The sequence below is a fragment of the Pedobacter sp. KACC 23697 genome (assembly GCF_045348445.1).
Taxonomy (GTDB): domain Bacteria; phylum Bacteroidota; class Bacteroidia; order Sphingobacteriales; family Sphingobacteriaceae; genus Pedobacter.
In genome coordinates this window covers 235520-249212 of record NZ_CP157485.1, presented here as the reverse complement: position 1 = coordinate 249212, position 13693 = coordinate 235520, and the positions used below count along the sequence as shown (strand labels likewise).

The 13693-nt window shown below is 41.3% G+C and carries 8 protein-coding genes; 4 read left to right on the top strand and 4 right to left on the bottom strand.

Annotated features, from left to right (window positions below; translation table 11 throughout):
* Positions 1 to 24 precede the first annotated feature (24 nt).
* On the top strand, positions 25 to 2094 hold the full coding sequence (locus tag ABEG20_RS00925; protein ID WP_406825544.1) for an alpha-glucuronidase: 2070 nt from the start codon (positions 25 to 27) through the stop codon (positions 2092 to 2094).
* A 944-nt stretch (positions 2095 to 3038) separates the two neighbouring features.
* On the opposite strand, the gene ABEG20_RS00920 is transcribed toward ABEG20_RS00925, so the two are convergent.
* The gene (locus ABEG20_RS00920) at positions 3039 to 5501 is read right to left on the bottom strand and encodes a glycosyl hydrolase family 95 catalytic domain-containing protein (RefSeq protein WP_406825543.1); all 2463 of its coding nucleotides are present in this window, start codon (positions 5499 to 5501) and stop codon (positions 3039 to 3041) included.
* A 20-nt stretch (positions 5502 to 5521) separates the two neighbouring features.
* On the bottom strand, positions 5522 to 6397 hold the full coding sequence (locus tag ABEG20_RS00915) for an alpha/beta hydrolase (RefSeq protein ID WP_406825542.1): 876 nt from the start codon (positions 6395 to 6397) through the stop codon (positions 5522 to 5524).
* 453 nt (positions 6398 to 6850) lie between these two features.
* Between ABEG20_RS00915 and uxuA the strand changes: the two genes are divergently transcribed.
* A complete protein-coding gene (gene uxuA, locus ABEG20_RS00910) occupies positions 6851 to 8035 on the top strand; it encodes a mannonate dehydratase (RefSeq protein ID WP_406825541.1) in 1185 nt (394 codons plus the stop codon).
* Positions 8036 to 8118: 83 nt separating this feature from the next.
* Entirely contained in the window at positions 8119 to 9783 is a 1665-nt protein-coding gene (locus ABEG20_RS00905) for a glycoside hydrolase family 43 protein (protein WP_406825540.1), read from the top strand.
* 637 nt (positions 9784 to 10420) lie between these two features.
* Here ABEG20_RS00905 and ABEG20_RS00900 read toward each other — a convergent pair.
* The gene (locus tag ABEG20_RS00900; RefSeq protein ID WP_406825539.1) at positions 10421 to 11521 is read right to left on the bottom strand and encodes a glycoside hydrolase family 43 protein; all 1101 of its coding nucleotides are present in this window, start codon (positions 11519 to 11521) and stop codon (positions 10421 to 10423) included.
* A gap of 71 nt (positions 11522 to 11592) precedes the next feature.
* Entirely contained in the window at positions 11593 to 12342 is a 750-nt protein-coding gene (locus tag ABEG20_RS00895) for an SDR family NAD(P)-dependent oxidoreductase (RefSeq protein WP_406825538.1), read from the bottom strand.
* A 450-nt stretch (positions 12343 to 12792) separates the two neighbouring features.
* Between ABEG20_RS00895 and ABEG20_RS00890 the strand changes: the two genes are divergently transcribed.
* The gene (locus tag ABEG20_RS00890; protein ID WP_406825537.1) at positions 12793 to 13683 is read left to right on the top strand and encodes a sialate O-acetylesterase; all 891 of its coding nucleotides are present in this window, start codon (positions 12793 to 12795) and stop codon (positions 13681 to 13683) included.
* The last annotated feature ends 10 nt before the right edge of the window (positions 13684 to 13693 follow it).

The window sequence follows — 13693 nt, the reverse complement described above, 5'->3', positions numbered from 1 at the left end:
TTCTAAAACATTAGATAAAGCATAATGATAAAAAGAAAAATGGCAGATATTAAAAGGATAATGATTATTGCATTGCTGATGCTAAGCCAGGCTACCATATTAAAAGCTGAAGATGGCCACGCCCTATGGCTTAGAAACCATTCTGCAATTAAAGTTAATATTTCCAGCGCAGTGCGCTCCGCAACTGTAGATCTTGCCACAGCTGAACTCAAAAATAACTGGCTGGGCAAGGAGAATATGACCATTAACCTCAAACTAAGCAAAAACCCGGCGATAAATGGCGATGGATTTCAATTGGAAGCAGCAGCAATCAACGCCCGTACAGAAATGGGTTTATTATACGGTGCCTACGAATTGTTGAGGCGACAATACCTTAACCTGCCGCAACGCAATTTTATTTCAAATCCATCCTACTCCAGAAGAATCCTTAACCATTGGGACAATTTGGATGGCAGCATTGAAAGAGGTTATGCCGGAAGTTCGGTATTTTGGGGCAATATTGCGAACGGATCAGATATTACGGATCAGGACCGTGAAAAATGGAAAGCCTATGCCCGGGCAAATGCATCAATTGGCATTAATGGTGCTGTTTTAAATAATGTAAATGCCTCTGCAAAAATACTTAGTCCAGCTTACCTGGAAAAAGTAAAAGTCATTGCCGAAAGTATACGTCCTTACGGAATAAGAACCTATTTATCGGTTAATTTTTCATCACCTGTTCTTATTGGCAAATTAAAAAAGGCAGATCCCTTAGATCCTCACGTTAAACAATGGTGGAAAGATAAAGCAGCTGAAATTTATAAACTTATCCCTGATTTCGGAGGATTTCTGGTTAAAGCAAACAGCGAAGGACAACCCGGACCACAGGATTATGGAAGAACCCATGTGGATGGCGCAAATATGCTGGCTGACGCCCTGGCGCCTTTTAATGGGATCGTGATGTGGCGTGCCTTCGTTTATAATCCAACTCCGGAGGACAGGACTAAACAAGCTTATAAAGAATTTTTACCGCTGGATGGAGCTTTCAGGAAAAATGTAATTTTGCAGGTAAAAAATGGTCCGCTTGATTTCCAGCCCAGGGAACCTTTTAGCCCATTATTTGGGGCGATGTCGAAAACACCGGTGATGCCTGAATTCCAGATTACCCAGGAATACCTGGGTGCCTCCAGACAACTTGTTTTTCTCTCTACCTTATGGGAGGAATGTTTAAATAGCGACACCTATAAGAATGGAAAAGGCAGTACCGTTGCTGCCTGCACCGATGGCACACTAAGCAAAACAGATTTTACCGCCATTGCAGGCGTAGCCAATATAGGCAATGATGTGAACTGGACCGGACATACTTTTGCCCAGGCAAACTGGTATGCATTCGGACGCCTGGCCTGGAATAACAAACTCGAAAGCAAAACAATTGCTGAGGAATGGATAAAACAGACTTTTCTGGATGATAAAGAAAAGAAAACCGACGCCAACTTTGTTAAAACTACACAAGAAATCATGCTGGAGAGCAGAGAAGCCGCCGTTGATTATATGATGCCATTGGGTTTACATCATATTTTTGCAGAAGGCCATCATTATGGCCCGGCACCATGGTTCTCTAATGATAAAATCCGTGCAGACTGGACCTCTGTTTATTACCACAAGGCAGATACCGTTGGGATAGGTTTTGACAGAACCCGTGACGGAAGCGATGCAGTAGACCAATATCATGAGCCATTAAGTTCAACCTTTAATAACCTCTCCAGCTGCCCTGAAATGTATCTGCTCTGGTTTCACCATGTGCCGTGGTCTTACCGTTTAAAAAATGGAAAGGATTTGTGGACAGAATTATGCGTCCGTTATGACCGTGGCGTTCAGCAGGTCAGGTCTTTTCAAAAAGACTGGGACAAAATGAAGGGTTCAATAGACAGCGAACGTTTCTCAGAAGTGCAGTCTAAACTTCGAACACAAAGCAGAGATGCCCAAATCTGGAAAGATGCCTGTTTACTTTATTTCCAGCAGTTTAGCAGAAGGGAAATTCCATTTGAAATGGAACGTCCCGTTCATGACCTTCAATCGCTGAAGGAACTGACCAAAAGCCGGGATTATGAGTAAGAAACCAATATAGAATTGTGTCCCTAAAGATTTATTTCACAACTTGAGATCTTCATTTCGAGTGAAGTGCAACGCAGTCGAGATTCCGAGCGTCAGGAAAGCTAAATCCATTCCATAACCTCTCCAAGATATCGTCACCCTGAACTCGTTTCAGGGTCTTAAGTATATAAAAGATCTTTCCCCACCTGTACGGCAGGCATTTCACGGACTTTCAATCGAGAGCACGACTTTACTAATGTATTCCTTCAATGAAAGTACAATGCGGTCGCGAATCTGAAAGCTTAGCGAAATTAAATCTATCCAAACCGTTACAACCTTAGGGATAATTTATTTTATAAAAATCAATATGGTTGACGTACAATTGTTTTCTTTTAGTCCTATGGAGCAGTCTTGCCTCGGCTCGCCGCAGCCGAATGACTCTTACTTTTTGACATCAAAAAGTAACAAAACCGAGGCTTTTGCCGAGTTCATTAATACAAATAAAAAAAGCAGACAACCATTAATAAAATGCCGGCTGAAAATTTTTCTTTCAAAGCCAGTAGTAGGACTGGGTCAGCGGAGTCCGAAAAATTTGTTAGGCCGGTTTTAAGTAGAACGGAGATGCCGTGCTTTGGCCTGACTATACGGAAATACATGATGCCACAATCCACTCATTATAAGTAATTGTAATAGCACCAATGGTAGCTCATTTCGGGGTCTTTCAGTCGGGATGAAGATCGCACTAGCGGAATCCATCACAGAAAGCCCAGCGCAATGCAATAGCAAACCTGAAAGCTAAACGAAACTAAATCTATCCAAACCGTCACCCTGAACTGGTTTCAGGGTCTTTCAGTCAAGATGAAGACGCTATATTTTTACTGTGACACAGCATTAAACACCTGCCCGTCTTTGCTTTTTTCGCGCTAAACTTTGCGAACTTTGCGGTTAAAAAAAGAGCATTTTTTTTATTTTTTATACAGCGTATAGGCTTTCCCTGCATCTGTTTTAATATCATACAGTTGAGTTTCGGGCAAATCTACAGTTACAGCAGGCGCTAGTTTGGAAATAACCGGTTTTGGCGTTTTTGTCATGAAGAAAAAAGGATTTTGATTCTCACCAGCTGCATTTTTGGCTTCAAGTTTGGATAAGTTTAATTCATTAGGCACCCTGATCCGTAAATTTCCGCCCAACCGCGATTTAATCACAAGTTTGGTGATCATGCCGTTTACCCATTCCAGTTTAACAATCTCAAATCCTCCCTTTGCACGTAAACCACTAACATGTCCATTTGATTTCCAGACATCCGGAAGTGCAGGCAGAAGTTGAATGGCGCCATTATCTGATTGCATCAGCATCTCTGCTATACCCGAAGTGCATCCAAAATTACCATCAATCTGAAAAGGCGGGTGTGCATCAAACAGATTATTATAAGTACCACCGCTTGCCCGGTTTCCACCCACGGGCGTTAACTGGTTCTGAATAAGTTTGTAGGCATGGTTTCCATCCAGCAGCCTTGCCCACCAGTTCACTTTCCATCCCATGCTCCATCCGGTAGAAACATCGCCACGCTGGTTCAGGGTCTTTTTGGCTGCTAAATACAATTCAGGGGTTTGGTATGGCGAAATTTGAGCGGATGGAAATAAACCATATAAATGAGATACATGCCGGTGATTATCGTTTGGATCGTCAATATCATCAATCCATTCCTGCAACTGGCCGTATTGCCCCACCTGCATTGGCGGGAGCTGGCTGCGCATTTTTTTTAAGGTATCGGCAAAAGCTTTATCTTCACCGAGAATTTCTCCCGCACGAATGACAGTGCTGAAAACATCATATACAATTTGATTGCTCATTGTGGTTCCTGCATCGAGCGAGGAGCCCTGATGCGCCGGAGGGGCATTTTCAGGCGACATATCCGGATTAATGACCAAATAGCCTCTTTTAGGATCTTTAACCAGGAAATCAACATAAAACATGGCCGCTCCCTTTAAAGTTGGATAGGCTGTTTTAAGAAATAACCGATCTCCGCTGTAAAGATAGTGTTCCCACAGATGCTGACTGGCCCAACCGCCGCCATGGGTCCATGCACCCCAGAATGCGCCATCAACAGCGCCGGTTGTTCTCCAGATGTCGGTATTGTGATGCGCCATCCATCCCCTGGCGCCGTACATATCGTGGGCGGTCTGCTTTCCGGTTTCTCCCAGTTCATGCACCATTTTTAAAAAAGGTTCATGCAATTCGGCCAGATTTGTTTTTTCGGCAGGCCAATAGTTCATTTCCGCATTAATATTAATGGTATACTTACTATCCCATGGTGGATATAATTTATTATTCCAGATACCCTGCAGGTTAGCCGGCTGCCCACCAGGCTGAGAACTGGAAATGAGCAGGTAGCGTCCATATTGAAAATACAGGGCTGCAAACTGCGGATCATTAACCGAATTGAAATTCCTGAGCCTGATATCAGTAGGAACCTGTTCAAAATCGTTTGTCCCTAACGATAAATCTACCCGATTAAAATATTTGTGATACTGTAATTGATGTGCTTTTAAAACGGCTTCAAATTTTTTAGGCCATGCACGGGTCAGCATTTCCCTGGCCTTTAACTTTTCATTCCCGCTGATATCTTTATAATTGATAAAGTTTGTGGCAATAGCTAAATAAATGGTTGCCGTATTCGCATTTTCTACCACAATTGTACGCTCGGTACTGGAGATTTTACCACCAACATGCTTAAATGCCGCGATCCCGTTGAAACGGACAAGACCCGGCACGCCCTCATGCGTGGTTGAGGTTCCCGTAATTTCAATTTGAGCAGGTATTTGCGTATTCATTTTCGCACTGGGCTGCAGGGAAGATAATGAAGCCGTAAAGCTTAATGCACCTGGTTTACTCGAGCGAAGTTCAACCGCAATTACCCAATCGGCCAGTGAGGCCAGCACACGCCTGGTGTAAACCACATCTTTTACCTGATAGGTAGTGGTACTTACTGCATTACTGATGTCTAGTTCGCGGTAAAAGTTTGTATAGGCCTCATGGCCGGCAAAATCAAGGTGTAAATCTGCAACGGGTTGAAAAATCTGTCCCTGAGACTTTTTGCTGATGATAACTTTATTGGAGAGCAATTCTGCCTGTTTTTGTTTACCCTGAAAAATTAGCGTTCTAATGCGGTCCAGCGAATCTAATGCCAAAGGATTATCATTTCTGTTGGGACTACCGCTCCAAAGGGTATGCTCATTTAACTGAATAATTTCATTAACCACATTTCCATAAACCATTGCACCCAGCCGCCCGTTGCCAACAGGTAATGCGTTCTCCCAAATTTTGCCCGAAGGGCTATTATACCAGAGTTTTAATTTTGGCTTTTGCCGGGCAGCAGCTGAAAGAACAACATTGATGGCCAGCATCAAGATCACAAAATTTTTCATGGAGAAGAATAATCAGTCGGTTAAGGATTTAGACTATACTTTTGAAAGGCAGCCTGATCAACAGGTTTAAATAACAACTGACTAAACAGGTAAAGATCATTCTTCCATACTTTAAAATCGTGCACACCTGGCTCAACATAATAAATATGGGGAACATTTTTCTCCACCAGATACTCATGCGTACGCTGAGAGAAATTAAGCAATCTATCGTTATCACCACAAGAAATCCAAAGCAACTTCAGCATGGTCTTAGCTTTGGCCGGATCTGGCAATAATTCTGCAGGCACCTTGGTATTTGGCGCAGAAGAAAAACCTCCAACCCAGGCAAATGTATCTAAATTACCCAAACCAAAATTTAAGGATTGACCACCGCCCATAGACAATCCGGCAAGGGCGCGATGATTTCTGTCTTTAAAAACAAGGTAATTTTTTTCTACGTATGGGATCAGATCCTGCAACAAATCCTTTTCAAAGGTGGCAAAGGCAGCAACTTTTTCTGGTGCCATAATATTTCCGGTAGCACGATCATCTTTCATCGCCCTGCCGTTCGGCATCACCACCAACATAGGTTCAAGTTTTCCTGCGGCATACAGATTATCGAAAATTACCTGAGGTTTACCACCATTAAGCCATTCCTTTTCATCTCCGCCTATACCATGGAGCAAATATAAAACAGGGTATTTTTTAGTTTTCAGATAACCCGGAGGAAAATAAATAGTGGCTTTCCTGGTTACCCCGATAGTTTTTGATGTATACTGGACCGTATCTATTTTTCCATGGGGGATGTTTTCCTGGTTAACATCAAAACCTGCAGGCGCGGTAGGAATCTGCTTTTGTGCCAAAACTGCAGTTTGAATAAAAAGCAGTATGGCTAAGATGGAGATTAATCGTTTCATTTTTTTGGTTAGCGGTGATTGGCAGAAACAATGGAGTAACTGCCAGAATTAATTATTACTACAAACTTAAGTGCATCGCACCGCAGCATGATGGAACCATTGATTATTTTGAGTGCAAAAATGTTCAAAAATGCCTTTTAGCTAAACAAATCATCATTTATTTAAAAATCTTTAATGAACTTCGGTAATAGATACTTTCGGAAAAGGAAAAACAATTGACCGTATACATCACTAAGCTAAGCAAAAATTAGCATTACCAGACATTTTTTAGCAATCGATTGCACAAAAAAGCCAGATTGATGTATTGGAAATATTTTTAAGTGATCAAGCCTAAAAACCAAATATGAAATACACCATTAAAGCGCAGGGAAATATCGCTCCTCAAATTAAAAAACAAATTAAAAATGTGATGATGTGCGATCAAAAGATCCTTGAAAATAATACTGGTCTGCTATGAAAATGATCCAAACCATGCGCTGGTACGGCCCCGATGATCTAGTTACGCTAGCCGATATTCTACAGGCAGGCTGTACAGGCGTGGTAACTGCTTTACATCACATCGCTGTTGGCGAAATCTGGTCTGAGGAAGAAATATTAGCCCGAAAATCACTCATAGAATCCCATGGACTGGTTTGGGAAGTGGTAGAAAGTTTGCCGGTACATGAAGACATAAAGAAAAGACAGGGAAATTATCAGCTATGGATTGAAAATTATAAAACCAGCCTGAAAAACCTGGCCAACTGCGGGATCAAAGTAATTACCTACAATTTTATGCCGGTGTTAGACTGGATGCGTACCGATTTAAAATTTAAAACCCGCACTGGGGCACTGGCCTTAAGATTTGAGAAAACGGCATTCATTGCTTTTGACCTTTATTTATTAAACCGGCCTGGAGCAACCACTGATTATACGATGCAAGAAGTGGAAGATGCCAAAAGTTTCTTCAGTAAACTCAATGCACAGGAGCAAAACACTTTAATGCGTAACTGTTTGCAGGGCCTGCCGGGAAGTAAGGATCATTTTACTAAAGATCAGGTACTTCATTTACTGGAAGGATATCAAAACATTTCTGCAGAAACACTGAGCAACAATTTAATCAGTTTTTTACAGGAAATCACACCTATGGCTGATCAAAACGGACTACAGTTAGCCATTCATCCGGATGACCCTCCCTACCCGATTTTAGGTTTGCCAAGAATTATGAGTACAGAAGCGCATGCACATAAAATATTAAAAGCGGTGCCTGCACCATCCAATGGAATCTGTTTTTGTAGCGGTTCTTTTGGTGCCCGGCCAGATAATGATTTAAAGGGAATGGTTGAACGGTTGGGAAACAAAATATATTTCCTGCACCTGCGAAGCGTGCAACGGGAGGATAACGGCAATTTTTATGAGGCCAATCACCTGGAAGGAAATGCCGAGATGAGCGTTTTGGTCACGGCAATCCTAAAACTGATGCGTACCCATAACCGTGCTATCCCTATGCGTCCCGATCATGGTCACCAAATGCTTGATGACCTGGATAAAAACCCTTATCCTGGTTATTCTGCCATAGGAAGACTGAAAGGACTTGCCGAACTACGCGGACTCGAATTGGGCATCAGCGAAACTTTAAAAACAAATAATATACCTGATTAGATCCTTGCAAAATCTTATTTTTAGATTGCTGCAAAAAAACAGATAAAAACCCAAGCATATTTCTTTAATAACCAAATTCAATTATGAAAAAAATCTTTTATTTATTCTTACTGTGCTTCACTACACAAGCTTTTGCACAGATAAAATTTACGAATCCCATTCTTGCCGGCTTTTATCCGGATCCAAGTATCACTAAAGTAGGATCTGATTATTACCTGGTTAATTCTACTTTTTCTTATTTTCCGGGCATCCCTGTTTTTCATAGCAAGGATTTAAAAAACTGGAAACAGATTGGAAATGTAATTGAGCGAAATACGCAGATGACTTTTCTGGGCGATGGAACCTCACGCGGTTTATTTGCGCCTTCCATTAATTACCATAAGGGAACCTTTTACATGACTTGTACCAATATAGACAAGGGCGGAAACTTCGTGATGACGGCTAAAAATCCTGCAGGTCCGTGGAGCGACCCGGTATGGCTACGCGAAGTACGCGGAATAGATCCATCTTTATTTTTTGATCAGGATAAAGCCTATATTGTTTACAATAGTGATGCTCCGGACAATAAGCCACTTTACAGTGGCCACCGTACCATCCGCAGCTATGAATTCGATCCTGCAACACTCAAAGTTAAAGGGGAAGAGCATTTACTCGTAAATGGCGGTGTGGATATTTCAAAAAAACCAGTATGGATTGAGGGACCACACATTTTTAAACGCGAAGACTGGTATTATATATGCGCTGCTGAAGGTGGAACAAGTGTAAATCATTCCCAGGTTATCCTTAGAAGCCGGTCTGCTACCGGACCGTATGTTCCTTATGAAAAAAATCCAATTCTAACGCAACGGGATTTAGATCCGAACCGTGCAAATCCGATCACTTCTACCGGCCATGCCGAATTGGTTGAAGGACCGGATGGAAAAACTTATGCCATTTTCCTTGCCGTACGCCCTTATGAAGGAAATTTTTACAACACCGGAAGGGAAACTTTCATAGCGCCGGTTAAATGGACAGATGGGTGGCCGGTAATCAATCCGGATTTCAAAGAAGTACAATATCAATATGTGGCGAATTTTAAAGAAATTAAACAAAAGGGAACCCCGCCGCAAAGCGGCAACTTTTCTTATCGCACCACCTTTGATAAAGGTTTGGATCCATCCCTGTTATTTTTAAGAAAAAACGACAGTTCATGGTACAAACTGGATAAGAAAAATGGACTAACAATGAAGCTTAAGCCCGAAACCTGTATGGAAAAAACCAATCCTGCTTTTCTGGGAAAAAGACAGCAACATATGTTCTGTTCGGCCAGCACAGCAGTTCATTTTTTGCCGAAATCTGAAAATGAGAAAGCAGGGTTAATGATTTTCCAGGGAGAGTTTAATTTTTATTTCATGTGCAAATCCATTAAAGAAAATGCAGCTGTCATTCAGCTCTTTAAAGGTGATAAGGCTACAAACCAGATGGTATTACTTACGGAATTACCCCTGCCAGATTCATCAGCCGATCTTCAGCTGGAGATTGAAGCCAAAGGTGGCTTGTACGACTTTAAATATCGCCAGGGAAATAGCAACTGGCTGATGCTGAAAAAAGACGTTGATGGCAAGTATTTAAGTACGCAGGCTGCCGGCGGCTTTATCGGTTCGCTTTTCGCGCTGTATGCTACCTCTTCTGGCCAACCAAGCGATAATACAGCAAGCTTTAAGTGGCTGGATTATAGCGGGAATGATAAAATTTATCATTCGAAATAACTTAAACTCACGCAAGTTTCCAAACGAGCGTCGATAATAATGGGTTTTAACGCACAAAACGATAAAATCGTTAAGCTACCTACGCACTCGTTAAAAACGAGCGCGGGCTTTGACTGTATCAGAATTAACTTTCAAAGATTAAAGAGAATTACATTTGGTAAGATTCGTCATGCTCAGCCTGACTGGGCATCTTAATGCTTTTAATGGGCGATCATAATCAACCTTCTATGGCGTTACGATTCACATTTTTATGAGAATGACGATTTCCTTTATATGGACACATTTCTTTAAGAGTTTAGTTTGCGTGGAGGAACGGCAAAGCAATCTTTTCTGTTGAATAGATTGCTTTTGCGGTTCGTCACCCTGAACTTTTTTCAGGGTCCTTTACGCAAAAAACTGATCTTGTGCCCGAAATTTCAGAAAATACTGTCAACTTAATGGCTTCGCGTAGCTACGAAATTAGAGCGTGATGGAAATATAAAATCCTCATCCTTAGAGACATTAAGCAGATAATATCCCTTAGAGAATCGTCATTCCCAGGTGGATCGGAGATCTTAAAACGCTTGTATTAAGATCCCCGCCTGCGCGGGAATGACGAATCTATTGGTGGATTTGTCTTTGATCGCACCGCAGGTAGTTAACCCTTATTCGGTTTTATAAGCTCAATCGTGCCGTCTTTAAGGTGATGAAGTTCGGTTACTTTCACATTTCTTAAATGTGTTTTTCCCGACAGCTGGGTATCATGATAAAAAATATACCACTTACCTTTGATTTCAACAATAGAATGATGAGTAGTCCAGCCCTCAACAGGTGTCATGAAAGTGCCCTGATATTTAAAAGGTCCCCACGGATTATCTGATATTGCCGATGCCAGGTAATGCGTATCGCCTGTTGAATAGGTAAAATAATACTTCCCGTTATATTTGTGCATCCAGGCACCTTCAAAAAATCTGCGGTCATGATCTTTTGTCAGAAGTGGTTTGCCTTGCTGATCTAAAATGACCACGTCTTTCACCTTCCCGTCAAAAGCCATCATATCCTTGCTTAGTTTAACCACTTTTGCACTTAGGGCTGGTTCATTTTCTTTTTGAGAATCAGTTTTAGAACCATTCGGATCATATTTCCCATCCTTCCAGCGCTGAAGCTGTCCGCCCCATATTCCACCGAAATACATGTAGCTATTACCATCCGTATCGGTAAAAACTGCCGGATCTATACTGAAACTGCCTTCAATGGGTTCTTTAGCCGCTTTAAATGGCCCTGCTGGATCCTTTGAAGTTGCCACCCCTATCCTGAAAACATCATTTTTATCCTTAACAGGAAAATAAAGATAATACGAGCCATTTTTATAAGCTGCATCCGGTGCCCATAACTGCCTGCCCGCCCATGGAATATCACTTACCGATAGTGCAGGCTCATGAATGGTAACCTTTCCACCGATGCTATCCATACTCAGCACCCGATAATCTTTCATATCAAAATGATCGCCGTTGTCATTTTCTTTCACGCCCGATTCGATATCATGCGATGGATAGATATAAATTTTACCGTTAAATACATGTGCAGAAGGATCTGCAGTATAAATTTCTTTCACCAATGGCTCAGAAAGATATTGTTTCTGCTCTGTTTTTGAAGTTTCTTTTTCCGCAGAATGCTTCTTTTTTTCCTGGCAGGAACTTCCCAAAGCAACAATTAGGGCAATGGCCAATGCAGATTGGCTTTTAATGTTTAAATTCATTTTTATTCATTTTTGGTTAATACGATTAAGAAAGTTTTATCCCAGTCTGGGTACGATCATTTACTTTAGTTTTAAAATCCGATGGAATTACCTCCATCAACAGGCAACACGACACCAGTTACATAAGAAGAACTGTCTGAGCATAAATAATAAACCGCTTCAGCAACATCCTCAGGCTCGCCCATCCTGCCCATGGGAGTTCTTGAAATCACTTTTTGCTTTCGCTCGGGATCAGCGTCTAATGCTTTTGCAGACATCGCTGTTTTGATAAATCCTGGTGCCACACAATTAACGCGAATTCCAAGTGGAGAAAGTTCGGTTGCCATGGCCCTGGTCATCCCTTCAATTCCGGTTTTAGCAGCAGAATAAGCGATTACTTTTGGGATTCCATATCGGGCAGCCATGGAGCTGATATTAACGATAGCTCCTTGCTGGGCAATAATCATCTTTTTAACCACTTCCCTGCTTATAGAAAATACAGATTGAAGATTAGTCTGCAAAATGGAGGCAAACTCTTCATCAGTAACTTCAACAAATGTTTTTTTCAGATTTATTCCGGCATTATTCACTAAAATATCTATTCTTGAAAATTTAGCATAGATACTTTCAACTAAACTCGGTATTTCATTAAGTTTTGAAAGATCGCTTACGAAGTAAGATGCTCGTACACCTAAATCTGCCGCTACGGCTTTCAAACTGTCCTCGTTTCGGCCCACCATTACCACATGCATTCCCCTGTCAACCAGTAATTTTGAAATGGCCAGTCCCAGTCCGGATGCGCCACCGGTTACGATGGCAACTTTTATTGAAAATGCTTCCATTTACTTTAATTATTTTAATCGCTGATTATTTATTGTCTTTTAATAACAAACTTGTTGTGGATGAACAGACCTGAATCAATCTTTTGAAATGCATTACTTCTTCTTTATTTATTTGGTTAAAATTTGGTCCATGTCTTGAGCTTAAAATGCGTTCCAGAACTAGAGTTGAGGCAAAAGATAAAACTAGGCTAAAAGAAGAATTTAGTATGGAAACTTTGAATAATATGTTAGCAGAAATGTTGATTCATCCCTTAAAAAATCTTACCCTACAACTATTTATTTAATCCGCCGCCCATACAAACCTATACTTAAAGAGATTAGGCCGGTTAACAACAGGCAATAGGATAATTGGATGAATTTTAATCATATGAGCATTTTTTATGAAGAAAAATGCTACTGCTAATCTGCGCCATTTAATACTTTAGCCTCAGGTATAAACGATGAATTAATATGAAAAAAATAATCGCAAACAGGCTAAATCAGGCCATAAAATATTCAAACAAAAAGCTACGTGTTAGATCAGGAATTATCGTGTTACTTGCATTAATATTTTGCAATAGTAAAAATTCCTATGGTCAGGATCCTAAATTATATATTTTCCTGAGCTTTGGTCAATCTAATATGGAAGGAAATGCACCTTTCGAACCCCAGGATACAACAGTTAACCATAGATTTAGCGTGCTTCAGGCAGTCGACTGTCCGGAATTAGGCCGTAAAAAAGACAATTGGTATACTGCCAAGCCACCTTTATGCCGATGCAAAACCGGCTTAACGCCAATGGATTATTTCGGTCGGACACTCTTGGACTCATTACCCAAAGATATACGTATCGGGATTATCAATGTAGCGATTGGCGGTTGCAAAATTGAATTATTTGACAAAGAGAATTATCAAACCTACACAGCTACGGCGCCAGAATGGATGAAGTCGGCTTTAAACGCTTATGGCGGAAATCCATATGGCCGTTTGGTGGAGTTAGCCAAAATTGCCCAGCAATCAGGGGTAATAAAAGGTATTTTGATGCACCAGGGTGAATCCAATACAGGCGATCAGGAATGGCCCCAAAAAGTAAAGGGGGTTTATGAACACCTCATCAGGGATTTGAATTTAAATCCGGCTACTACGCCCCTTCTTGCTGGCGAAGTGGTCCATGCAGATCAGGGAGGAACATGTGCATCAATGAATAAAATTATCGCAGGCCTGCCAGCAATAATCCCTAATGCACACATCATCTCTTCAGCTGGCTGTACGGCCGCGGCAGATCACCTGCACTTCAATGCACAGGGCTACCGTATGCTTGGCGAGCGTTATGCTAAAATCATGCTTCCCCTGTTAAAATAAGATCAGAATA

What these genes read in the sequence shown, in the direction of transcription:
- ABEG20_RS00925 (WP_406825544.1), top strand. Translation starts at nt 25, where the DNA reads ATGATAAAAAGAAAAATGGCAGATATTAAAAGGATAATGATTATTGCA.
- ABEG20_RS00920 (WP_406825543.1), bottom strand. Translation starts at nt 5,501, where the DNA reads ATGAAAAATTTTGTGATCTTGATGCTGGCCATCAATGTTGTTCTTTCA.
- ABEG20_RS00915 (WP_406825542.1), bottom strand. Translation starts at nt 6,397, where the DNA reads ATGAAACGATTAATCTCCATCTTAGCCATACTGCTTTTTATTCAAACT.
- uxuA (WP_406825541.1), top strand. Translation starts at nt 6,851, where the DNA reads ATGAAAATGATCCAAACCATGCGCTGGTACGGCCCCGATGATCTAGTT.
- ABEG20_RS00905 (WP_406825540.1), top strand. Translation starts at nt 8,119, where the DNA reads ATGAAAAAAATCTTTTATTTATTCTTACTGTGCTTCACTACACAAGCT.
- ABEG20_RS00900 (WP_406825539.1), bottom strand. Translation starts at nt 11,521, where the DNA reads ATGAATTTAAACATTAAAAGCCAATCTGCATTGGCCATTGCCCTAATT.
- ABEG20_RS00895 (WP_406825538.1), bottom strand. Translation starts at nt 12,342, where the DNA reads ATGGAAGCATTTTCAATAAAAGTTGCCATCGTAACCGGTGGCGCATCC.
- ABEG20_RS00890 (WP_406825537.1), top strand. Translation starts at nt 12,793, where the DNA reads ATGAAAAAAATAATCGCAAACAGGCTAAATCAGGCCATAAAATATTCA.